The organism is Streptomyces mobaraensis NBRC 13819 = DSM 40847 (assembly GCF_017916255.1).
GTDB lineage: Bacteria > Actinomycetota > Actinomycetes > Streptomycetales > Streptomycetaceae > Streptomyces > Streptomyces mobaraensis.
Genome location: NZ_CP072827.1, coordinates 3,030,207 through 3,054,251 on the forward strand (window position 1 = coordinate 3,030,207; position 24,045 = coordinate 3,054,251).

Genomic DNA, 24,045 nt, shown 5'->3' on the forward strand with positions numbered 1-24,045 from the left:
CGCGGGGCTGGTGGGGCGAAAGTGACTGAAGGGGCCTCAGCTCTCCCCAGCGGCAGCCCGTTTCACGCCCGGACCTCTCCGAGCCAGCGGAGGGTGTGGCGGATCTCCGCGGGGAGCGGGTGGTGCGGCCCGTGCACCCGCTCGGCGTCGAAGAGCAGGGCCATCAACGTCTCGTGCGCGGCGTGGCGGTCGCCGAGCGACAGCAGGAGGTGGCCCGTGCGCCGGCGTATCTCGAACGCGGTCGCCAGGTCGTCCGGATCATGCTGGAAGTGCGGCAGCAGCGCGCGGTACTCGTCGAGCGCCCCCGCCGCCTCGCCCAGTTGCTCCAGGCACTGGGCGGCGTCGTACCGGAAGCGCAGCACTTGGCGGGCGGCCCGCGGGCCGGTCTCCGCGGCGTAGTCGTCCATCAGCCGGTGCAGCTCGGGGAGGGCGCGGCGGTACTGGCCGTCGTCCATCAGCGTCGCGGCGTACTGCTTGCGCAGGCTCCGGACGACGCCGGAGTGCTCGCCGTGCTCGGCCGCGGCGGCCGGGAGGATCGCCCCGAGGATGTCGACGGCCTGGGTGATGCCTCCCTGGTCGAGCAGCCGCTTGACCTCCTCCACGGCCCCGGCGACGTCGGCCCCGCCGGTGGGCGGGCGACCTGCGGAAACGCTGGTACCGGCGGCGACCGGGAACGCCGGGGCCCCGGAGACGTGGGCGCCACCGGATACATGGGCGCCGCCGGGGCCGGGGGCGGGGGTGTCGGCGGTGGAGGGGATGCCGGCGAAGGCGGAGGAACCGGCGAGGGCCGCCGACCCGGCGGGCGCGGACACGGTCGTGGACCGGTCGGGCCAGGGGGCGTGCGGGAGCAGGAAGGGGCGGGTGGGATTCATCGGGCCCGTGACCAGGGGCATGGCTCCGCCCGCGGCGACGCCCGGGTGGCCCGCGGCTCCGGCGGGGGAGCCGTCCGCGGTCCGATCGGGGGCGGGGAGCAGGGGCACGAGGGCCCGGTAGACCTCCTGGGCGTCGGCGGGGCGGTCCTGCGGATCCTTGGCCAGCAGCCGCAGTACCAGCTCCTCCAGCGCCGGGGGCGCCTCGGGGCGGAGCCGGCGGACGGGGACGGGCGGTTCGTAGAGGTGGCGGTGCAGCACCCCGAGCGCCGTCGAACCGGCGAACGGCACTTCCCCGCTGAGCAGTTCGTGCAGCAGCACGCCGAGCGCGTAGAGGTCGGTGTACGGGCCGACGGCACCACCCATCGCCTGCTCGGGCGCCATGTACGCGGGACTGCCGATGGGCGAACCGGTACGGGTGAGGCGGGTGGTGTCGGCGTCCATGACGGAGGCGACGCCGAGGTCCAGGACGAGCACCGAACCATCCGGGCGGATCATCACGTTCCGCGGCTTGAGGTCGCGGTGGATGATCGGGACGGCGTGCACCGCCGCGAGCACCGAGCAGAGCTGCGCGGCCACCGAGACGGCCCACGGCCAGGGGTAGGGCTCGTGCTCGGCGAGGTGGTCGGCGAGGTCGGCGCCCTCGACGAACTGCATGACGAGGTAGAGGTCCTCCCCGTCGCTTCCCGCGTCGTGCACGGTGACCAGGCCGTGGTGGTCCACCTGGGCGGTGACCCGGCACTCTCGGACGAAGCGGCGGCGGAGCTCGTCCCCGCCGTCCGTGCCGGCCATCCGGTCGGGGCGCAGCAGCTTCACCGCCACGCGGCGGTCGAGCCGCCGGTCGTAACCGGTCCAGACCTGGCCCATGCCGCCCTGGCCGATGACCGTCGCCAGCTCGTACCGGTCGGCGATGACGCGCCCGTTCACTGTTCCCGCTCCCCTTGGTGGCCCGGACCCCTGCGGAGGAGGTCACTCAGTTCGTCCAGCTCGGCCCGCACCTGATCGATCCGCTGCGGCCGACGCGCCCCGTCCGCCGGAGCGGACGCCTGTGGGGACGGCTGCGGTGAGGGCGTGTGCGGGTGCGGCGCGTGCGGATGCTGCGGGTGCGGGTGCGATGCCTGGGGACCCGCGGGTGGTCCGTACGGGGTGGACCGGTGGCCTTGGTCGCCGGGGTGGCGTGGGTGCGACGGCACGGTGGTCTGCGTGTGCGGGTCCGGCTGCGGATAGCCGTACGCCGGCACCTGGCCGGCGTACGGGGAATGAGGCTGCTGGGGCGTCAGGTGCGGTGTCCCGCCGTTCGGGTGGGAGGCCGTGGGCTCCTGCGCGGGTGCCGGGCGTGCGTGCCGCGGCCGGTACGGCCGCTCCTCGCCGCCCCCGGGCGCCGGGGCTCCGGGAGCCATCGGGTCGGCGGGGTTCATCGGACCGGCGGGATTCATCGGACCGGTGAGGCCGGCGGGGCCGGGGAGGCCGCCGAGCCCGGGTCCTCCGGCGGACCGGACCGGCCCGGGGGCGGCACCCATGGGATGCCCGGGCAGCATGGCGCCGCCCGACGGAACGGCCTGAGGCGGCACCGAGGGGTGCCCGGCATCGGCGTGACCACCCGTCAGATACCCATAAGGCTGCGGCTGCCCGCCCACGGGCGGAGTCGGCCCGTACCCGTTGCAGGAGGGCTGCGGCGGGTGGCCGGCCAGGGGCTGACCACCGGGGCGGACCGGAGCGTAGGGGCCGTGGACGGCCGTCGGGAAGGCGGCGGGCGCGCCACTCTCCCGCGACGCGGCCCAGCGGGTCGCGGCGGCCCGGTGGTGACGGATGTCGGACCAGAGGTAGTAAGCGGTCGTGGCCAAGCCGGTGCCGATCGCGCCGGTGATGCCCATGGTGTACCAGGCCGTCTTGGCGAGCTCATCCCTCATCATGAACAACCAGACCACGGAGGCCACCAACACCACCCAGAAAAGCGCCCAGTCCAGGGCCCTGCGCCGGACGATGGCCACCCGCAGCATCGGTATCCAACTCAGCAGGAACACCGTGCAGACGGTGATGGCGACGATGACCACGCGGATGGTGACGACCATCGCTCCACCGGGACGGTGGGGCTGCCGCTGTGCCGGGCCGGGGCCATTCATCACTGCTCCTGGGGTACGGGATGTGACAGAGCCTATCCATCGACCCCCGAACGATCTCGAGGGTTGCCCCGATCCGGCGGCCGAGGGGCGGCCCGCGGTCGGCCGCGACCCGACGCGCCCCGGTCCGCCCGACCGCACCGCACCGCCCCACGGGCCGTACCGAACCGGCCCACGGGCCGTACGGGACCGGCCCGTTCGGCAGTCCCGCCCGGTTCGTCCGGCACACCCGCCCGGTTCGCCGGTCGCCCCGCCAGGCTCAGTCCGGCCGCACCGTCCCGTCCGTCAGCCCGTCGTACAGCCCCTGGACGAGCTGCTCCCCCAGTCGTTCGGTCAGCCGCAGCGCCTCCTCGAAGGCGGCCAGGGCGCGGAACCGGGCGCCATAGCGGCGCTGTTCCGCGAGGGGCAGCCGAGGTACCTGAAGCCTTCGCACGTCGAGCCGGGTCGCCGTGGAGGCGTAACTGCTCGCCTGGCGCTGGTTGGCGGTGCCGCGCAGGAACCCGGCGAGGAACCAGGGATCGAGCGCGGCCGGGTCGGGCCGAAGCAGGAACAGCCCCCGGCCGAGCGCCGCCCCGGCGGTGGCCTCGTCGATGACACGGGCCACGGTGACGTCACCGAGCACCGGCACCACCACATCGTCGACCTCGGCCAGCACCGGTTCCTCGGCCGGCCCGTCGGGCAGTGTGCCGGAGGGCGCGCCGCCCGCCTTGACGTCGTAGTCCGTGAGGACGGGGGGTGCGTCGGGCCCGCCGGCGGTGCCGGGGCCGCCGGCCCGGAGGACGAGGGCGCCGGCTCGCGCCAGCTCTCCCACCGTGGTGGTCGGCCAGCGGGCGCCCGTGCCCTCCTCCGGTACGCCGGGGGCGAGTTCGGCGGCCCGGCCCAGGGCTACGGTGAGCCGGTCCTGGACGGCCGTGAGGTCGGCGACCCCACCGGCCGACGCGGGGGGCGGGAGGTGGCGGGCCGGGGCCAGGTCCACGTCGTCGTCGAGCAGGTCGATCACGGGCAGCGAGCGGTGCTGGCCCGGTTTCCCCTCCACCGTGCCGGACCGGTCGAAGTCCTCCCAGGCTTCCAGCACGGCGGTGCTGACGGCCTGCCAGGGAAGCTTGTCGCGGCCGGCCGGGGCGAGGTCGGCGGTGTCGACGAGGAGCACCTGCGGGGTGGGTGACTGCTGTGCGCCCGGGCGGCGCAGCACCCACAGGTGCAGCGGGATGCCGTACGGCGGGGCGGCGCCGGCCGGCAGGGAGATCACGGCCCGGAGCGCGCCGCGGCGGAGCAGATCGGCGCGGATGCGGCGGCCGGACCGGCGGGAGGCGACGGCCGGGGGCATCAGCAGCACGGCGGTGCCGCCCTCGCGGAGGCGGGCGAGGGCGTGCTGGACCCAGGCGAGCTCCGACTCGGTGCGGGCGGGGAACCCGTACTCCCAGCGCGGATCGTAGGCCAACTCGTCGTGGCCCCAGTTGCGTTCGTTGAACGGCGGGTGGCACAGCACGACGTCGACGGCCAGGTCCGTGAAGGCGTCCGCGCGCAGGCTGTCGCCCGGGCACACGCGCACCTGGGCGTCGGAGTGCAGGGCCAGGCGCAGGGCGGTGAGCGCGGCCAGGTCGGCGTCGGTTTCCTGGCCGAGGACGGCGAGCCGCTCGGCCGGGCCGGCCGAGCCGGCCGCGCTGAGCAGCCCGCCGGTGCCGCAGGCGGGGTCGAGGACCATGCGGTCCCGCCGGTCGGTCTTGGGCCCGTGGCCCAGGGCGGCCATGAGCTCGGCGACGCCCGGCGGGGTGAGGGAGTACTGCCGGGGGTTGGCGTCGAGGTGCCGGCCGAGGAGGAACTCGTAGGCGGGTCCGGCACCACGCACCGTGGCGAGGTCGGCGGTGCCGCGCAGCAGACCGGAGGAGGAGGCGAGCTCGGCCGGGGTGGGGACCGCGATGGCGTGGTGCTCGCCGAGCCGGGCGGCCAGCACGGCCTCCAGAGCGGTGGGCAGGGCCTCGGCGAGCTCGGCGTCGGAGAGCTCCGACAGCTCCAGCCAGTCCATGGGCCGGTTCTTGACCAGAAGCAGGACGGTGCCCGCGTAGCGGAGGGCGGTGACGGCGCCGGCCGGATGCCCGACGAGCTGCTGCCAGACCCGCTCCCGCAGCGGCACCTCCTCGATCTTGCCCTGGTGCCTCAGCCACCGCTCGACGTCGGTGAGGTAGAAGGTCGGGCTGGTCTCCGTACCTCCTATGGGCTGGGGGAAGTCGGCGTGCCGGCGGCGCCAGTTGCTGACCGCCGCGCGCCCCACTCCGGCCAGCCGGGCGATTCCGGCCGCGGTCACCTCCACCGCACTCTCCGACACCTGACTCCCCTCCTCCTCGCCGACTGCCGCTCGTTCGATGTGGTGCCGAGCATACCCCCGACCCGTGGACCGATCCCTTCACAGGCGTGAAGTCACTCGATCCCGTGAACCTCGTTGACTCGGTTAACAGCGTCTGCTGTGATTGCCTCATCGGAACACGGATCTCTCGCCGAAAGGTGTTCGCCATGTATCAGCACGCCCAGCAGAAGCGGCGCAACTGGTTCGCCCGGCACAAGGTGCTCACCGCGGCCGGCGCCCTCGTCCTCGTCGTGGGCACAGGCGCCGCGCTCTCGGGCGGCGGTGACGACAGCGCCTCGGACAAGGTCGTGACCGCCGGCGACGGCGGCGCCGCGGGCAAGGGCGGTAAAGAGGGAAAAGCGGTGAAGAAGGCCGACATCCCCGGCAGCGGGACGTTCCAGATCGGCTCGGACGTCAAGCCCGGCACCTACCGGAGCGTCGGCAACAAGTCCTCGGGCAACTGCTACTGGGAGCGCGCCAAGGACTCCAAGGGCGACCCCGACTCGATCATCGCCAACGACAACGTCACCGGGACCAGCTATGTGACGATCAAGGCGGACGACAAGATCTTCAAGTCCCAGGGCTGCAAGGGCTGGGAGCTCGTCCCCGCCAAGGCGGGCGGCGCCCCGAACACCACGTCGGTGTCCGGCGACGGCATGTACCGGGTGGGGGCCGACATATCCCCCGGCACCTACCGGTCCACCGGCAACAAGGCGGACGGCAACTGCTACTGGGAGCGCGCCAAGGACGCGCTGCACGGCATGGACTCGATCGCCGCCAACGAGAACGTCACCGGCAACGGCATCGTGACGATCACCCCGCAGGACGCCTATTTCAAGACCACCGGCTGCGCCGAGTGGAAGAAGACCGGCTGATCCGGCACCCGGCGACGACCGCGCCCGCCACGGCGTCCGGCGGTTCCGCGTATCTTTTCGACAGTCGTCAGCCGAACCGGAAAGCCAGCAGGAGGAGAGGACCCCCATGGACTCGGCCGCAGCCCCCGTCTCGGCGCCGGGCCCGGACACGGACACGGCCATCGCCCCGGCCGAGGGACGGGCGTGGACCAGCACCCTGCGGGCACCGCGGCTCGACCCCTACTGGGTGGCCGGGGCGCTGTTCCTCCTCTATACCGCCCTCTCGGTGACCCGGCACCGCCGGATGCTGACCATGTCCTGGGACATCGGCATCTTCGAGCAGGCCATCCGGACCTACGCCCACTTCCAGGCGCCCGTCGCCGATCTCAAGGGCCCCGGCGCCAACATCCTCGGCGACCACTTCAGCCCCATCACCGCCCTGGTCGCCCCCTTCTACCGGCTCTTCCCCAGCCCCGTCACCCTGCTCGTCGTCCAGGCCGCCCTGTTCGCGCTGTCCGCCGTCCCCGTCGTCCGGCTCGCCGCCGGAAAACTGGGCCGCACCCGCGGGCTGGCGATAGGCATCGCCTACGGCTTCTCCTGGGGCATACAGCGCGCGGTCGACTTCGACTTCCACGAGATCGCCTTCGCCATGCCGCTCCTGGCCTTCTCCCTGGAAGCCGTGGTCCGCCGGCGGTGGCGCACGGCACTGTGGTGGGCGCTGCCCCTGGTCCTGGTGAAGGAGGACCTGGGTGTCACGGTCGCCGCGATCGGCGCGGCGATCCTCCTGCTGGAGCGCCGGGACCGACGCCACGGCCCGGACGGGATCCCGCGCGACACCACGGCCACCACGGTCGGCGGCATCCTCGTCGTCTTCGGGCTCGCCGCCAGCGCCCTCGCCCTCGGCGTCGCGATCCCGTCCTTCAACAACACCGGCTCCTACGGCTACTGGAACAAGATCGACGGCGGTTCGACCGCCACCATCCCGCCGCTGACCGCCGCCCGCACCCTGCTGTGGATACTGCTGCCGACCACCGGTCTGCTGGCCCTCCGGTCACCGGTGGCGATCGTCGCCCTGCCGACGCTCGCCTGGCGGTTCGTCTCCCACGACGACCACTACTGGGGAACGGACTGGCACTACAACGCCGTCCTGATGCCCATCGTCCTCATCGCGCTGACCGACGCCCTCGCCACCGCCCACCGCAGCCCGCGGGCCTGGCTGCGCCGGTACGCCCGCCAGCTCCCCGCCGCCGTGGCCGGCGCGGCCCTGGCACTCAGCGCGTCCCTCCCCCTCTACACCCTGACCGAGCCCGCCACCTACGAGATACCCGCGAGCGTCAAGGCCACCGAGCGGCTGCTGGCGCGCATACCGGACGGCGCCACCGTCGAGGCGTCGGACGTCGCCGCCATAAGCCGGCTGACCGGACGCTGCCGCGTCTTCTGGTTCGGGGACACCCAGGGGATCACGCCCTCCTACATAACCGAGCGCGTCGACGACGGCAGGCCCGTCAAGGACCTCGTCGCCGACGCGGCCCGGAGGCATCCGGGGGCCCGGTACGACCTGCTGGGTGTGGAGGGCACGACCGTGGTGCTCAAGCGCGCCGCCTGACGCACCCCTCACCTGAGGCGCCCGTCCCCCGAGGAGCCGGTCAGCCGAGGATGGTCGTGAGGAACTCCCCGGTCCAGGCCAGCAGTTCCCGTCCGACCAGTGGCTTGCCGCCGATGGGGCGGGTGGCGGGCCGGGGCACGAGGATCTGCCGGTTGGCGGGCTTCATGACCGTGCGCGGGTAGAGCCGCTTGAGCCGCAGCTCCTGCGACTCGCGCAACTCGACCGGGCCGAAACGGACATTGGATCCCTGCAGGGTGATGTCCGTGACCCCGCAGGCCCGGGCGAGCATGCGCAGGCCCGCGACCAGCAGCAGGTTCTCCACCGGCTCGGGGAGCTTGCCGTAGCGGTCGGTCAGCTCCTCGCGGACGGCCTTGATGTCCTCCTCGCTGTTGGCGGAGGCGATGGCGCGGTACGCCTGGAGGCGCAGCCGCTCGCCCGGCGCGTAGTCGTGCGGAACGTGCGCGTCCACCGGCAGTTCGATCTTGACCTCGAGCGGCGGCGGCTCCTCCGCGCCACCGGCCTCCAAGGAGGCGCGGTAGTCCGCCACCGCCTCGCCCACCATGCGGATGTAGAGGTCGAAGCCGACGCCGGCGATGTGCCCGGACTGCTCGCCGCCCAGCAGGTTGCCGGCGCCGCGGATCTCCAGGTCCTTCATCGCCACGTACATGCCGGCGCCCATCTCGGTGTGCTGGGCGATGGTGGCCAGCCGCTCGTGGGCGGTCTCGGTGAGCGGCTTCTCCGGCGGGTACAGGAAGTAGGCGTACCCGCGCTCGCGGCTGCGGCCGACGCGGCCGCGGAGCTGGTGGAGCTGGGAGAGACCGAAGTTGTCGCCGCGCTCGACGATGAGGGTGTTGGCGTTGGAGATGTCGATACCGGACTCCACGATCGTCGTGGAGACCAGCACGTCGAACTTCTTCTCCCAGAAGTCGACCACGACCTGCTCCAGCGCGGACTCCGACATCTGCCCGTGCGCGGTGGCGATCCGCGCCTCGGGCACGATCTCGCGCAGCCGGGCGGCGGCCCGGTCGATGGACTCGACACGGTTGTGGATGTAGAAGACCTGCCCCTCGCGGAGCAGTTCGCGCCGGATGGCGGCGCCGATCTGCTTCGGGTCGTAGGGCCCGACGAAGGTGAGGACCGGATGGCGCTCCTCCGGCGGAGTGGTGATCGTGGACATCTCGCGGATGCCGGTGACGGCCATCTCCAGCGTGCGCGGGATCGGCGTCGCGGACATGGTGAGGACGTCCACGTTGGCGCGCAGCTTCTTCAGCTGTTCCTTGTGCTCGACGCCGAAGCGCTGCTCCTCGTCGACGATGACCAGGCCCAGGTCCTTGAACTTGGTCTCGGACGAGAAGAGGCGGTGGGTGCCGATGACGACGTCGACCGAGCCCTCGCGCAGGCCCTCCAGCACCGCCTTGGCCTCGGTGTCCGTCTGGAACCGGGAGAGTGCCTTCACCACCACGGGGAACTGGGCGTACCGCTCCGAGAAGGTGCCGAAGTGCTGCTGCACCAGCAGCGTGGTCGGCACCAGCACCGCCACCTGCTTGCCGTCCTGTACCGCCTTGAAGGCGGCCCGCACCGCGATCTCCGTCTTGCCGTAGCCGACGTCGCCGCAGATCAGGCGGTCCATGGGGACGGACTTCTCCATGTCCTCCTTGACCTCGGCGATGGTGGTGAGCTGGTCCGGGGTCTCGGCATAGGGGAAGGCGTCCTCCAGCTCCCGCTGCCAGGGGGTGTCCGGGCCGAAGGAGTGGCCGGGGGCGGCCATCCGCGCCGAGTAGAGCTTGATCAGATCGGCCGCGATCTCCTTGACGGCCTTCTTGGCGCGCGCCTTGGTCTTGGTCCAGTCGGCGCCGCCGAGCCGGTGCAGCGTCGGCGCCTCGCCGCCCACGTACTTGGTGACCTGTTCCAGCTGGTCGGTGGGGATGTAGAGGCGGTCGCCGGGCTGGCCGCGCTTGGCGGGGGCGTACTCGACGAGCAGGTACTCGCGGGTGGCGCCCTGGACGGTGCGCTGCACCATCTCGATGTAGCGGCCGACGCCGTGCTGCTCGTGGACGATGTAGTCGCCCGCCTGGAGGGTCAGCGGGTCGATGGACTTGCGGCGGCGGGCCGGCATCCGGCCCATGTCCTTGCTCGCGGACTTCTGGCCGGAGAGGTCGGTCTCGGTGAGGACGGCGATCTTCAGTCCCGGGTGGACGAAACCGCTGTCCAGGCTCGCGCAGGAGACATGCACCAGGGCCGGGGAGAAGTCGTCGAGCGCGGCGTCGAGCCGGGCCGGGATGCCCTCGTTGCCCAGCACCTCCACCGTCCGCGCGGCCGGGCCGTGCCCCTCAGTGAGGAACAGCGTCCGCCAGCCGTCGGCCAGCCAGCCCTTGGTGTCGGCCAGGGCGCGGGCGGTGTCGCCGCGGTAGGCCTCGGGGGCGTTCATGCCCAAGGTGAGGGTGTCGCTGTCCAGGTCCTCGTCAGCGGCGAAGGGGCTGACGGACCACCACATCATGCCCAGTTCGCGGGCGTGGTCGCGGACGTCGGCGATGCTCCACAGCGAGGCGGCGTCCACGTCGATGGGCGCCTCGCCGCCGCCCGCGGTGGCGGCCCAGGACGCCTGGAGGAACTCCTGCGAGGTGGCGACGAGGTCCGCGGCACGGGTCCGCACCCGCTCCGGGTCGCAGACGACCGCCATGCTGCCGGCCGGGAGGACGTCGAGCAGCAGCTCCATGTCGTCCACCAGCACCGGGGCGAGGGACTCCATGCCCTCGACGGCGATGCCCTCGGCGATCTTCCCGAGGAGTTCGCCCAGCTCCGGGTGGTCCTCGGCGAGCGCGGCGGCCCGCTCCCGGACGGCGTCGGTGAGCAGCAGTTCGCGGCAGGGCGGCGCCCAGAGGCCGTGCTCGGCCACCTCCAGGGACCGCTGGTCGGCCACCTTGAAGTAGCGGATCTCCTCCACGTCGTCGCCCCAGAACTCCACCCGCAGCGGGTGTTCCTCGGTGGGCGGGAAGACGTCGAGGATGCCGCCGCGGACGGCGAACTCGCCGCGCTTCTCGACCAGCTCGACCCGGGCGTACGCGGCGGCGGCCAGTGCCTCGGTCACCTCGCCGAGGTCGGCGCTCCGCCCGCTGCGCAGGCTGACGGGCTCCAGGTCGCCGAGCCCCTTGACCTGCGGCTGGAGCACCGACCGGATGGGCGCGACGACGACGCTGACGGGCCCGGCGGCCGGGTCGTCGGGGCTGGGGTGGGCGAGCCGGCGGAGCACGGCGAGCCGGCGGCCGACGGTGTCGGAGCGCGGCGAAAGGCGCTCGTGCGGCAGCGTCTCCCAGGACGGGTACTCGACGACGCCGTCCGGCGGCAGCAGCGAGCGCAGGGCGGCGGCCAGGTCCTCGGCCTCCCGCCCGGTGGCGGTGACGGCCAGCACGGGCCGGCCCGCGCGGGCCAGGGCGGCGATGGTGAACGGCCTGGCGGCGGGCGGTCCGACGAGGTCGATGTGCGGCCGGTTGCCGTCGCCCGCGGCCTTCACCGCTTCGGCGAGCGCCGGATCGTTGACGACGGCGTCGAGCAGACCGTGCAGGCTCATGAGGGGCTTCCGTCCCGGGAGGGTGACAACACGAATCGCCCGACGCGTGGGGGACGAGCCGGGTGTGTCTCCAGCGTACGACGCGGTGGTGGGGTGGGTGGGGGCGTCGGGGTGCGGCCGAGCGCGGGCCGGTGGGTGGCGGGCGGCCCGCGCCCCGGTGGCGGGGTGAGCGCCCCGGGCTTCCGAGGCCCGGCCGGGCCTCGGAAGGATTCTTGCCCCTGTCCCGCCCCTTCCCGTTTCTTGCGGGGGCTGCGCCCCCGCGCCCCCGCAGCACGCTTCGCGCGCTGTCCTCAAACGCCGGACAGGCTGGGGGCGGGCGGCAGGGGTGGGTGGGCCGGTGCTCGCGCGCTGCCCTCAAACGCCGGACGGGCTGACTACGGCGCCAGGCCCGGCCGCGCACCCCCGTGGCGTGGCCGGGCCCTGGCGACCCTGGTGGGGTCAGTCCGTGGCGATGGCGTTGAGGACGTTCATCCGGCCTGCCCGGAAGGCCGGGATCAGGGCGGCCAGGAGGCCGACCACCGCGGAGCCGAGGAAGACGGCGACGATCGTGGGCCAGGGGATGTCCAGGACGCCGAGGCCCTCCAGGGCCAGCAGCTTCTGGGCCGTCGTGCCCCAGCCCATGCCCAGTCCGAGGCCCAGCAGGGCACCGAAGAGGGCGATGACCACCGACTCCAGGCGGATCATGCGGCGCAGCTGGCGGCGGGAGAGGCCGATGGCGCGCATCAGGCCGATCTCGCGGGTCCGCTCGACGACCGACAGGGCGAGGGTGTTCACGACGCCGAGGATCGCGACGATGATCGCCAGGGCCAGCAGCCCGTAGATGATGTTGAGGAGCTGCCCGACCTGGTCCTTGATCATGGCCTTGTAGTCGGCCTGGTCGCGCACCTTGACCTGCGGGTACTCGGCGACGGCGGCCTTGAGGGAGGCGGCGGCCTCCGTGGCCCGGCCGTCCTTCGCCTTGGCGAGGATCATGCCGGTCAGCGGCATCGCGCCCGCCGGCAGGTACCGCCGGGCGGTGGCGATGTCCAGGTACATCGCGCCCTTGTCCAGCGACGTGTCGTCCGAGGTGACGGCGTTGACCCGGAGCCGGGCGGTCCGGCCGTCGATCATGGTGACGGTCAGCCGGTCGCCGCGCCGGATGCCGTGGTCCTTGGCGAAGCCCTCGGGCACGGACATGGCGTCCTTGGCGTAGGCGTCCTTCAGCCGGCCCTGGACGGTCTCGGACCGGACGTCGTCGGCGTAGGTGGGGTCGGTGGCGGTGAGCCGCTGCGTGGCGGTCTTCCCGTCGGGAGTGGTGACCTTGGCCGTGACGTGGAAGTAGCGGCTGAAGTGCTCGATGTCGTGGGCCGACAGGACGGCCTTCTCCACGGCCGGGCTCAGGGCCTTGTCGCCGCCGTCCTGGATGATGAAGTCCGCTCCGACGGACTTGTCCAGCTGGTCGGTGGCGGAGGCGACCATCGAGGAGCCGACCACGGACAGGGCGGCCACCAGCGCGAGGCCGATCATCAGGGCGGAGCCGGTGGCGCCGGTGCGCCGCGGGTTGCGCAGCGCGTTGCGCTCGGCGAGCCGGCCGACGGGGCCGAAGACGCGGAGGACGACGGCGCCGAGGGCACGGACGAGGAAACCGGCGAGCAGCGGTCCGACGACCACGAACCCGACGAGCGTCAGCAGGACGCCGATGCCGAGCAGCCCGGAGCCGGCGGACGCCTGGTCGGCGTTGCCCGCGGCGAGCAGCGCGGCGGCGCCGGCGGCGGTCAGCGCCAGCCCGATGCCGGCCCGCACCCGGCCGGCGCGGCCGTCGGCGGGGGTGCCGGCGTCGCGCAGGGCGGCCATCGGCGAGATCTTCCCGGCCCGGCGGGCGGGCAGGTAGGCGGCGAACACGGTGACGAGCACGCCGATGGCGAGGCCGACGAGCGGGGTGGTGACCTTGATCGTCAGTTCACCGGTGTCCAGGTTCATGCCGACGGACTCCATCAGCCCCATCAGGCCGACGGCCAGTCCGATGCCGCCGCCGATGCCCAGCACCGAGCCGATGACACCGAGCATCAGCGCCTCGACGAGCACCGACCGGTTGATCTGGCGGCGTCCGGCGCCGATGGCCCGCATCAGGCCGATCTCGCGGGTGCGCTGGGCGACCAGCATGGAGAAGGTGTTGACGATCAGGAAGATGCCCACGAGGACGGCGATGCCGGCGAAGCCCAGCAGCGCGTACTTCATGACGTCGAGGACGGAGCCGAAGTCCTCCTTGTTCTCCTTCTTCGTCTCGGCGGCCGTGTGCACCGTCAGGCGCGGGCCGACGGCCGCCGTGACGCGTTCCTTGAGCTGCTCGTCGCTGACGCCGGGGGCGGCGGTCAGCCCGAAGCCGCTGTACCCGCCGGTGGTGCCGAGCAGCCGGGTCTGGGCGGTGCGGGTGTCGAGGTAGACGACCGCGGCGCCCGGGTTGGTGGTCTTGTAGGTGGCGAGGCCGACGACGCGGACGCGGAAGTCGCCCGGGGCCGCGATGACGCGGAGGGTGTCGCCGATCCGCACGCCGCGCTTGTCGGCGGTGTCGGAGTCGAGGACGGCCTCGGCGGCCCCGCGCGGCTCGTGGCCACTGGTGATCTCGACGGACTTCTTCTGCCGCTCGCTCCAGTTGGTGCCCACGGTGGGGGCGCCGGAGTCGGGGCCGATGTCCTTGTTGCGGGCGTCCGCGACGGTGATCTGCTGACTGCTCGCCTCGGGCTCGACCCTGGCGACGCCGGGCACGGCGGCCAGCTTGCCCTGGAGCGAGGCGGGCACGGTCCGCGGCTTCCCGGTCTGCTGGACGTCGTCCTTCTTCTCGGGCGTGACCGAGACGTCGGAGGCGGTGGCCGCGAAGAGCTTGTCGAACGTCGCGTTCATGGTGTCCGTGAACACCAGCGTGCCGCAGACGAACGCCACCGACAGCAGCACGGCCACGGCGGACAGCGCCATCCGGCCCTTGTGGGCCAGGAGGTTGCGCAGGGAGGTCTTGAAGACGGTCACGAGACCCGCCCGCGGGCGTCGAAGTGCTTCATGCGCTCGAGGACCATGTCGGCGGTGGGCTGGTGCATCTCGTCGACGATCCGCCCGTCCGCCAGGTAGAGCACGCGGTCGGCGTAGGAGGCGGCGACGGCGTCGTGGGTGACCATCACGATGGTCTGGCCGAGTTCGTCCACCGAGCGGCGGAGGAAGCCCAGCACCTCGGCGCCGGCCCGCGAGTCGAGGTTGCCGGTCGGCTCGTCGCCGAAGATGATCTCGGGCCGGGCGGCGAGCGCGCGGGCCACGGCGACGCGCTGCTGCTGACCGCCGGAGAGCTGGTTGGGCCGGTGCTTGAGGCGTCCCGCCAGACCGACGGTCTCCACCACCCGGTTCAGCCAGTCCCGGTCCGGCTTGCGGCCGGCGATGTCCATGGGGAGCGTGATGTTCTCGAGGGCGTTGAGGGTCGGCAGCAGGTTGAACGCCTGGAAGATAAAGCCGATCCGGTCGCGGCGGAGCTGGGTGAGCTTCTTGTCCTTGAGCCGGGTTATCTCGGTCTCGTCGATCCAGATCTCGCCGGAGGTGACCGTGTCGAGGCCGGCGAGACAGTGCATCAGGGTCGACTTGCCGGACCCGGACGGGCCCATGATGGCCGTGAACTGCCCGCGGGCGATGTCCACGTCGACGTGGTCCAGCGCGGTGACGCGGGTCTCCCCCGAGCCGTACGCCTTGAGGACCTGACGCGCCCTCGCCGCGACGGCCGTCCGTCCTCCGCCACTCCCGGTCATGGGAATCGATACAGCCGTCTTCACAGTGGGGTCTCCTGATTCTGCTTCGTCCGGGGTCCGTCCGGTGGAACCCTCCGGACCTGCACCAGCCTGTCGTTCCACGGCGGGCGCCGCGATGGGGCGGAGAGGTGTTCCGGTGGTGGGGCCAGCCCCACCCCGGCCCTCCTGCCGGCCGCCGTACGACGAGCCTAGGGAGCGGGAGGGCCGCCCCTCCTCCTGCTGCGGGACGAGCGCCACCGGTGGGGACGTAGGGGCCGACCCCTAGGGGACGCACCCCCCAAGACGGGCCGCTTCTCAGGGTCGTGCAGAATCGGAATGCCCTCTTCCGGGCGCCGTGAGCCGACGGTGCGCGGGTGAAACGGCCGAACTGCCCTCCCTTCCGAGGGAACGCGTCGCGAAGAAACCGTGAAGCCCGTCCCGGGGCAAGACAATTGGGGCTTGAGGGAATTAGTGTTCGGGTCTATGGCCGAGGGGGGCGTCCGACAGCCTCCCCTGCGCCCGGCCGCCGGTCTCCCAAGGAAGCAGCCCAGGTGAAGATACTTCGTACGCGCGCTGCCAGCGTCTCCCGACAGGGACTGTGCACTGCTCTGCTCGTCGCCAGCCTCACCACCGCGGCGGTGGGCGCCAGCCCGCCGCACAACGCGGCGGACGCCGGTGACCCCGCCCCCGGGCCCGGCAACCCGCAGAGACTGCCGCATGGCTCCCCCAACCTCGCCCTGCCCGACCTCGTCCCCCCGCCGGGCACCCCCGGAGCGCCGGGCCCCGGCACTCCCGACGGCGGACCGGACAAGGCCACCGGCATCCCCGCGACCGCCCTGGCCGCCTACAAGAACGCCGAGAAAATCGCCAAGGAACAGTGGCCGGACTGCCACGTGCCCTGGGAACTCATCGCGGGCATCGGCAAGGTGGAGTCCGACCACGGTGGCATGGGCGGCGGCCTGCGCACCGACGGGTCCAGCGCCAAGCCCATCATCGGCCCGCCCCTGACGGGCGAGAAGTTCGCGCTTGTCCGCGACACGGACGGCGGACGGTACGACGGTGACCGGCAGTTCGACCATGCCGTCGGACCGATGCAGTTCATCCCGTCCACCTGGCAGGCGTACGCCGCCGACGGACGCGGAACCGGCCAGAAGGACCCCAACAACATCTTCGACGCGGCGGCCGGCACCGCCCGCTACCTGTGCGCCGGCGGCCTCGACCTGAGCAAGCCGGCGGACGTCGAGAAGGCGGTCCTGCGCTACAACTCCTCCCGCGACTACCTCAACACGGTGCTCGCGTGGATGCGCACGTACCAGAACGGCGGCGGGGGCGCCGTCTCCGACGTGCCCGTCGGGTCGCCGCCGGGCGGCACGACCCTGCCGACGATTCCGGCCGTGCCCACCGTGCCGACCGTGCCCACGACGCCGTCCCGGCCCACGCCGGGGAACACGACGCCGAGCACGCCCAAGCCCAACCCGAAGCCGAAGCCCGACCAGAACAAGCCGGGTGACAAGGACAAGCCGGGTGGGGACAAGGGCAAGCCCGGGGACCACAAGCCCACGGCGTCCCGCCTGGAGCGCAGGAGCGACAAGGAACTGACGGCGGAGGCCGGCCAGAAATTCGGTCCCCTGACGGTGCGCGCGCTCACCGCCGACGGGAAGCCCGTCACGGGCACCCGGGTGCAGTTCGAGGTCATGGGAGACGACGGCCCGAGCTTCCCCGACGGCCCGATCATCACCGCCGCCACCGGCAAGGACGGCCTGGTCACCGTAAAGGGCCTGACCGCGGGCAACACCCCCGGGACGTACACGGTCCGCGCGACCATCGGCGACCGGAGCAGTACGCACGTCGACTTCACCGCGGTCGTCACGAAACCGAAGCCTCCTCAGGCGGACAAGATCGTCCGAATCGGCAACACCCCTCTGTCGGCAAACGCGGGTGACCCCTTCGACCCGATCACCATCGAGGCCGACGCCGACGGCGAGCCGCTGGCCAACGTGAAGTTCACGGCGACCGTTCTCGAGGGCGACAAGGTGGCGAAGACCGGTCCGTACTTCAAGGACGGCGACAAGCGGCCCCGTACGTGGACGTTCACCACGGGCGACGACGGCAGGGTGGATCTGAAGACGCTCGTCGCCGACGGCAGGAAGGGCACCTTCACCCTGCTCCTCACCACCGAGAACGATGTCCGGCTTTCACTGAAACTGATCGTCACCCCCAAGCCCGGCGAGCCCAGTGGATCGGGCACGCCCAGCGACAAGAGCACCGGCAAGGGAGACAAGGGCGCGAAGGGCGTACCGAAGAAGGCCCCGGCCACCCCGAGCGCCGGCTCAAGCCCGAGTCCCAAGGCCACCCGTACGAAGGGCTGACGCACCCGACCCGTACGTCCCGTCCGCCCCACCCCGCGGAGGACGGGACGTACGGCCGCTCAGTCGCCCAGCGCCGGATCCTCCGCCACCGGCTTGCCGGTCAGGGCGGCGAGGCTGTGGCGTACGTGGGCCATGTGCGATCGCAATTCCTCGCGCCGTTCCTCGTGCTCCCGGAGGACCCGTTCCGTCTCCCGGGCGATCCGCTCCTCCCGTACCCGGGCCTGCGCGATCAGTGAGGCGGCCTGCGCCTCCGCGTCCTCCTGGCCGTGCCGCGCCGCCTCCTCGGCGTCCGCGTAGCGGCGCTGCGCCTCGTTGAGCGTCGACCGCGCGTACTCCTCCATCGCGGCCACCCGCGCGTCCAGCGCGGCCTCGCGCTCGGCGTCCTCGCGGCCCGCCTGGTCCCAGCGCTCGGCGTGCTCCTTCTCCTGGTCGGCGAGCATCTCGGCGGTGCGCTCGCGCATCTCCTGCAGGGCCGCCTCGGCGTCCGCGCGCCACTGCTTGGCGTCCTGGCGGGCCGTCGCGCGGAGTTCGTCCGCGACCGTCTGGGCCGCGAGTTGCGCCTGCCGGGCCCACTCCTCGGCCTCCGACCGCACCTCGACCTGGTACTCGTGGGCGGCGTCGCGGACCTTGCGGGCGTAGGCGCCCGCCGCGTCGTGCATCTCGGCGGCCTCGGCCTCGGTGCGCTCCCGCAGGCCCAGCGCCTCCGCCTCGGCGGTGGCGATCAGGCCCTGGGCGCGCGGCCCCAGCGTCTCGTACGTCTGCGGGGGGAGCTGGGCCACCACCTGCCGGAGGCGCTGGACCTCGTCCTCCATCTCCCGCGCGAGGACGGTGAGCCGCGCCGCGCGCTCCCAGGAGGTGTCGCGCTGCCGCGCGAACTCGGCGAGGGCGCGCTCAACCTGGTCAGGCCGGTAGCCGCGGCCTCGTACGACAGTGAAACCGTCAGGTGACACCGATGCACTCATGCTTGTAGCCCCTTATATCCGGAAACCCGGTCTGCGACGCGGTCAGGCGCACATCATTCCCGCACGAGGGAAGTGCCCAAAACACGACACTCCGCCTGGTTGTTCTGTCAAGGATGCGCCGACCGGCAGCGCAGAGCGCCCGGTCCCCCGTGCGCGGGGCCGAGCGCCCTGCCGCCGTCGAATCCCGGCCGGCCGCTAGAAGAGACCGTCCCACATCTGCTCCAGCAGCACCGCCCACCAGTTCTCCGGCGAGGAGAAGGCCACCGGGTCCAGCGCGGCGATCTGGTCCTGGAAGTCCACGGTCCAGCGCCCCGCCTGCTCCGGCGTCAAGCCGTAGCGCCAGCGCCACATGCGCCCGAGCAACGCCAAAGAGCGTACGAACTGAGGAAGGCTCGTGTTGACGAACTGCGGTGCCGCCGGTCGGCCGTCGGGCCCCGCCTCCAGCGGGACGGCCACGATGTGCGCCGTCCCGTACTGGACGCAGAGCTGCCGGCCGAAGTCACTGCCCATCACCAGGTACGAACCGGCGTCCGACGCCGGCCGCACCCCGCGCTCGACCGCCAGCTCCGCGAGCGTCGGCACCGGGCGGCCCGGCTGGGCCTGCGCCCAGAAGAACGGCCCGAAGTCCGCCGGCAGCCCCGCCCACACCAGCGTCTGCGCCACCACGTCCGGCACGCCCTGCCGGGACACGGCGCGCTGGTCGAAGCGGAAGACGCCCTGCGGACCGAAGGATTCCAGCAGTTCCTGCGCGATGCCCTCGGCCGCGAGCGGCGGGGCCGGGCGCACCTGGTGCGGCTGCGGCAGCGGCACCCGGTTCGGAGCCGGCCGGGCGGGGGCGCCGGCGACCTGGTGCAGCTCGCCCTGGTGCTCCAGCAGGTGGCGTACGCCCTGCTGGCGGCCGGCGTGGTCGCTGCCGTACGCCGCGGTGTGGCTGATGCGCACCTGCGGCCAGGTCTCGCGGACCATCCGGGCGCAGTAACCGCCCGGCAGGTCGCAGGACTCCAGCTCGGTGTGGAGCTCCAGCACCTGCTGCGGCGGAACGTTCAGCGACCGCAGCTCGTGCAGGATCTGCCACTCCGGGTGCGGGGTGCCCGGCGCGCTGCGCCGGATGACCTGCTGCTCCGAGCCGTCCTGGGCACGGTAGCGGAGCACGGCCATATAGCCGGGGCCGACGGTCGGGACGCCGGCCGGCGGCTGCGGGTAGCCGTAACCGCCGGGCGGCTGGGGGGCGTTGGGCACCGGCGGAACGCCCGGCGCGCCGGGGCTCGCGAGCATCGTCGCCGCGGCGTGCACGCCGCCCGCCGGGGCGCCCGGGGCCGCGGGCGCCCCGGGAGCGTGCGGGGCCGGCGCTGCGGCGCCGGGCGCGGCGCCCGGGGTACCGGGGGCGGCCGGCGGATGCGCGCCGGGGCCTCCCGGGGCGCCCGGGGGCGTGGAACCACCCGGTGCGCCGGGGGAGTTCGGTGCGGCCGGGGTTCCGGGGGCGCCGGGGGCTCCCGGTGCGGCGGGCGCGTTCGGCGCCCCCGGCACGTTCGGCCCGGCGAGCATCGTCGCGGCGGCGGGCACGCCGCCCGGCGGCGTCCCGGGCGCGGCGGGCGGTGTCCCCGGCGGCGCGGGCGGTACGGAAGCGGCGCCGGGGGCCGCAGGCGCGCCCGGGACGGGCGGGACGCCCGGAGCGGACGGGGCCGCGCGGGGGGCGGACGGGACACCAGGGCCCGCCGGGGCACCGGGAGCACCAGGCATCCCGGGCGTACCCGGTGTCGCGAGCATCGTCGCCGCATAGGCGGCCGAACCACCCGCACCCGCCGGGGTGTTGGGGGTGACCGACGGAGCGGGCGGCGGCGTGGCCGGGCTCGCAGGCGGCACGTGCGGTGCGTGCGGCGCCTGGGCCGCGTGCGGCGCGGGCGCGGTCTGCGGCGGGACGACGGGGCCGGGCGCGGCCGGCGGTACGGCCGGGGCACCCGGCACCGGACCCGGACCCGAGCCCGGGCCCCCGGGCTCCTCGATCGCGGGGGCCAGCCGCGTTCGCGGCAGCGAACTGCCCCCGGGCATCAGCTCGGTCTTCGCGTCCGGCCGCACACCCGGCGGAGGCGTGTCGTCGGCGTCCGAACCGGAGAGCGCGGGCGCGAGGACGGTCGCGGGGAGGTTCCCGGTGTCGTCGTCGTCCCCGCGCGCCGAGACGTCGGCGCCCGCCCAGATGGGCTCGGGGGCCGGCGCCGGAGAGGGAGAAGAGGGGGTGGCCGGGGCCGCGGAAGCGGGCACGGCCCGACCCGGCGCCTCGCCCGGGACGGAGGCATCGGACGTGCCGAGCGCCTCGGGCGTACCGAGCGCCTCAGGCGTACCGCCTGCCGTGGAAGAGGGAGCGGTCGCCCCGGAGCCCGTCCCCCCGGGCGCGCTCGACGTCGGCCCGCTCGATCCCGCCGCACCGGCGGAGCCCCCACCGGACGTACCGCCGGACATACCGCCAGACGCACCCGTCGCAGCGGACGTACCCGACGCACCCGTGGCGCCCGCCCCGCCCGACGTGTCACCCGAGCCCGCGGAGCCGGTCCGCGGCGCCGGCACGCCCTCCCGGTCCCGTCCCGGCGCGGAGGCGCCTTCCGCCTCCCGTTCCCGCTTGCGGTCCGGGATGCCCATCGCGTCCGCCGCGTCCTGGAGCCACTGCGGCGGGCTCAGCAGGAACGACGTCGCGTTCAGGTCCACCCGCCGCGGCGGCTCGTCCGCCACCGGGGCCGGCTCGGCCGCGGTGCCGTACTCCTCCTCGTACCGCCGGATCACCTCGCCGACCGGCAACCCGGGCCACAGCGTGGTCTCCCCGCTGTCGCGCGCGATCACCAGCCGCGAGCGGGCGCCGTCCGTGGCGGCCACGCCCTCGCGGTCCTCGGCCCAGGCGACGAAGCCCAGGTCGAACTCGCGCACCTTCACCTCGCGGTGCAGATACGCCGGAACGTCGCCGTTGACCCAGCGCTCCGCGCGCTCCTGAGCCTGCGCGAACGTCACCACCGCGCTCACCCCTCCACCGGGACGGCGTACGCGAAGCCGCCGTCGACCATCAGGTTCGCCACCGTCTCCAGCTCGGGCGGTCCGCCCGCCAGCCGGGACAGGAAGGCGTCGAAGTCCTCACCACAGGGCAGCAGCAGCCGCTCCACCCGCTCCTGCACCGTCCAGCCGTCCTGGTCGCGGGCGTCGTCGTACGGGCAGAACCAGACCGAACCGGTCGCCTCGCCCTTCACCTTGACCGCCAGCACGCCGCCCTGCACGAAGGCCACCCCGAGGTAGTCCTTGGTGAAGTGGTCGCGCAGGCACTTGTTGACGTAGACGAGGTCGTTGACCGCCGCCTCCTCGCGGACGGTGAAGAACGGCTGGTCCAGCAGCAGTCCCAGCTCCGCGTCGAGCGCGGCGCCCACCGGGGCGCAGCCGCCGGCCGCCTTGAGGAACGCCCGGTAGGCACCGGGCAGCCGGTAGCCGAGGTCCTCCTCGACGCCCTGGACCTGCTCCTCCGTCACGGCCAGTTCCCGCTGCGGGAGCGCGAAGTGCACCGGCCGGGTCTCCTGGAGCGGCCGGGTGCCGCGCTTCTCCTGGTCCACGGCGGCCGTCGCCAGCCCGCCGTGGTGCCGCAGCAGCGCCTTCACCTCGGCCGGCACCAGCTCCAGCCGGCGCGTTCCGGCCACGTGGTGCCAGGTCCAGCCGTGCGGGGTCGCCACCGGGTGCAGGCTCGCCCAGAGTTCGTGGCCCTCCGCGTGCAGCGCGGCGTTCGCGGAGACGTAGTCGGTCAGCCGCAGTTCGTCCACCCCGAAGCCCTCCGGCGGGTCCGCGATCTCGGCGGCGGCCCGGGCGTACGGGGAGAAGTCGGGGTACCCGTCCTCGTCCACCCGCACGCCCTGGGGGTAACGGCCGTGCCGGACGGGGTCCGGGAAGTGCACGACCTGCCCGGCGTAGGCCGTGTTCGGTGGCGCGGCCTGCTGCCCGAGCCGACCTGTCGTCATGGCGGATGCCCCCTGCTTGGCTGGCGTGTTCTGCGACGTTCGCGGTCCCGGCGGCGGGTGACGGATCCCGCGGCCGGAACGGCCTCGTGACGGACAGCCTATGCGGTGCCGCAAGACGGCTCCCCGCCCGTGGGTGGGGAGCACGCCCCCCTCCGGAGAACGCCCGCTCCGCCGGCCCGGGTTCCGGCCCCGCCGGGATCCGCCGGGGCCCGCCGTACGCGAAGGGGGCGGCTGCCCTGACGTACGCGGCGGCCCGCGCCGGATTCGGGTTCCAGGACCCGGGGCCGCACCGATGACCCGGGACCCCGGGACCGCACCAGTGGCCCGCCAGTGACCCGGGCCCCAGAACCCAGGACAACCGCAGAAACCCCTCACGCCCCGGCAAACCCCCACACCGCGACCGCCTCACCCCCGTGCCGCGACTCGGGCCCCTCTCACCTATTCCGGCACACCCGACACACGCAACACCGCCCTGCCTTCCACTCCCACCACCCCGTTTGGCAGGCTGATCCCCGCAACAGGGGGATTGCAGGGAGGGAAGAACCACCATGCACACGACGCAGGACCACCAACCCCTGACCGGGAGCGCCGACGGACGGACCGCCGCGCCCGGCGACCCCCGGCTCAGCTGGAGCACGACCGAGGACGCCGACCGTCCACCCGTGCTGCTCCACCGCCGCGACGGCATCCTGCCCGCCGTCGCCGCCGCGCTCTCCGTCCGCGGCACCACGCTGACCTGCACCGGGGGCAAGGCCGAACAGCCGCCCGCCCTGCACCCCCTCGTCCAGGACTTCCTGGACACGCTCACCAGCGACCGCCGCGAGCGCTTCACCGGCCGCTGCCCCGAGGCGCTGCTCCTCACCCGCTTCCTCACCACCCACGAGGCGGGCCGCAGCAAACGTGCCTCCCGCAAACCGCTCACCCACGGCGAGGCCCGCCGCGCGCTCAAGCAGTCGAAGATCACCGCCCGGCACATCCGCGAGGACGGCGACCCCCGGCACGGCGCCTACGCCCCGCCCTGCCGGTCCTGTACCGCGCTCCTCGCCCACTTCGGCGTCCGCGCCATCGACCCCACCACCACGGAACGAGGCAGGCCCTGACCTCCATGCGCGCTTTCGACCGCACCGCAGCCACCCGGTTCCCCGTCGCCGTCGACGCCGCCCTGCGCGAGGCGGGCTGGCAGCCCGGCCGCTGGGACATCAAGGCCGCCGAGAAGTGGGCCGACGCGCTGCGCGCCCACGTGTCGCCCGCCGGGCACCGGCACACCGTCTTCCCCGCCGCCGTCGAGGCGTGGGCGGAGTTCGGCGGACTGCGCATCGCGGGGCCGGGCTCGGGCAAGCACATCGCACCGACCCCGTTCCACATCGACCCGCTGCACGGGCTGCACCTCGCCCGGACCGTCGCCGACCTCGGCCGCGCGCTCGGCACCGAGGTCTGCCCGCTCGGGCAGGAGCTCGACGGGCAGGCGCTGCTCACCATCGACGCCCATGGGCGGGTCTACAGCCTGGACCACACCGGCGACTGGTACCTCGGCTCCGACATCGATCACGCGATCGGGGCGCTGGTGACGGGGACGCGGCCGGCTCGGCTGTCCTACAGCGGCGGCTGAACCGGCCGCCCGGTGGGA

The 24,045-nt window shown here is 73.6% G+C and carries 14 protein-coding genes; 5 read left to right on the forward strand and 9 right to left on the reverse strand.

The features are described 5' to 3' along the window. Positions 1–62: 62 nt before the first annotated feature. The 3 genes from J7W19_RS12710 to J7W19_RS12720 all read right to left on the reverse strand — a co-directional run bounded on the left by J7W19_RS12710 (position 63) and on the right by J7W19_RS12720 (position 5,315). On the reverse strand, positions 63–1,796 hold the full coding sequence (locus tag J7W19_RS12710; RefSeq protein WP_004948972.1) for a serine/threonine-protein kinase: 1,734 nt from the start codon (positions 1,794–1,796) through the stop codon (positions 63–65). Further along, a complete protein-coding gene (locus tag J7W19_RS12715; RefSeq protein WP_004948970.1) occupies positions 1,793–2,941 on the reverse strand; it encodes a hypothetical protein in 1,149 nt (382 codons plus the stop codon). The genes J7W19_RS12710 and J7W19_RS12715 overlap by 4 nt, the downstream gene beginning before the upstream one ends. A gap of 307 nt (positions 2,942–3,248) precedes the next feature. Next, positions 3,249–5,315 carry an N-6 DNA methylase gene (locus J7W19_RS12720; RefSeq protein WP_004948969.1) on the reverse strand — a complete coding sequence of 689 codons (2,067 nt, stop codon included), beginning with the start codon at positions 5,313–5,315 and terminating at the stop codon, positions 3,249–3,251. 185 nt (positions 5,316–5,500) lie between these two features. On the opposite strand from J7W19_RS12720, the gene J7W19_RS12725 reads away from it, so the two are divergent. Beyond that, entirely contained in the window at positions 5,501–6,208 is a 708-nt protein-coding gene (locus tag J7W19_RS12725) for a hypothetical protein (protein WP_004948967.1), read from the forward strand. A 106-nt stretch (positions 6,209–6,314) separates the two neighbouring features. After that, positions 6,315–7,793, forward strand: coding sequence for a DUF2079 domain-containing protein (locus J7W19_RS12730; protein ID WP_004948965.1), 1,479 nt, complete (start codon positions 6,315–6,317; stop codon positions 7,791–7,793). Positions 7,794–7,833: 40 nt separating this feature from the next. Here the strand turns inward: J7W19_RS12730 and mfd are convergent, their stop codons facing one another. The 3 genes from mfd to J7W19_RS12745 all read right to left on the reverse strand — a co-directional run bounded on the left by mfd (position 7,834) and on the right by J7W19_RS12745 (position 15,125). Next, the gene (gene mfd, locus J7W19_RS12735; protein ID WP_004948963.1) at positions 7,834–11,361 is read right to left on the reverse strand and encodes a transcription-repair coupling factor; all 3,528 of its coding nucleotides are present in this window, start codon (positions 11,359–11,361) and stop codon (positions 7,834–7,836) included. Positions 11,362–11,799: 438 nt separating this feature from the next. After that, on the reverse strand, positions 11,800–14,364 hold the full coding sequence (locus J7W19_RS12740; protein ID WP_004952592.1) for an ABC transporter permease: 2,565 nt from the start codon (positions 14,362–14,364) through the stop codon (positions 11,800–11,802). Further along, complete coding sequence (locus tag J7W19_RS12745; protein WP_004952593.1) at positions 14,361–15,125, reverse strand: ABC transporter ATP-binding protein; 765 nt, start codon at positions 15,123–15,125, stop codon at positions 14,361–14,363. Before J7W19_RS12745 ends, J7W19_RS12740 begins: the two co-directional genes overlap by 4 nt. Positions 15,126–15,655: 530 nt before the next feature. Here J7W19_RS12745 and J7W19_RS12750 point away from each other — a divergent pair. Continuing rightward, entirely contained in the window at positions 15,656–17,473 is a 1,818-nt protein-coding gene (locus J7W19_RS12750) for a lytic transglycosylase domain-containing protein (protein ID WP_004952595.1), read from the forward strand. Positions 17,474–17,532: 59 nt separating this feature from the next. On the opposite strand, the gene J7W19_RS12755 is transcribed toward J7W19_RS12750, so the two are convergent. From J7W19_RS12755 to J7W19_RS12765, 3 genes are all read right to left on the reverse strand, one after another. Continuing rightward, on the reverse strand, positions 17,533–18,435 hold the full coding sequence (locus tag J7W19_RS12755) for a coiled-coil domain-containing protein (RefSeq protein WP_040892118.1): 903 nt from the start codon (positions 18,433–18,435) through the stop codon (positions 17,533–17,535). 195 nt (positions 18,436–18,630) lie between these two features. Beyond that, complete coding sequence (locus J7W19_RS12760; protein WP_210455446.1) at positions 18,631–21,435, reverse strand: SUKH-4 family immunity protein; 2,805 nt, start codon at positions 21,433–21,435, stop codon at positions 18,631–18,633. 5 nt (positions 21,436–21,440) lie between these two features. Next, a complete protein-coding gene (locus J7W19_RS12765) occupies positions 21,441–22,418 on the reverse strand; it encodes an SMI1/KNR4 family protein (RefSeq protein WP_004952601.1) in 978 nt (325 codons plus the stop codon). 548 nt (positions 22,419–22,966) lie between these two features. Between J7W19_RS12765 and J7W19_RS12770 the strand changes: the two genes are divergently transcribed. Together J7W19_RS12770 and J7W19_RS12775 are read left to right on the forward strand one after the other, a co-directional pair. Beyond that, entirely contained in the window at positions 22,967–23,518 is a 552-nt protein-coding gene (locus J7W19_RS12770; RefSeq protein ID WP_004952603.1) for a YwqJ-related putative deaminase, read from the forward strand. A 5-nt stretch (positions 23,519–23,523) separates the two neighbouring features. Beyond that, positions 23,524–24,027 (forward strand): SUKH-3 domain-containing protein, encoded by a 504-nt coding sequence (locus tag J7W19_RS12775; RefSeq protein WP_004952605.1) that lies wholly within the window; start codon positions 23,524–23,526, stop codon positions 24,025–24,027. The last annotated feature ends 18 nt before the right edge of the window (positions 24,028–24,045 follow it).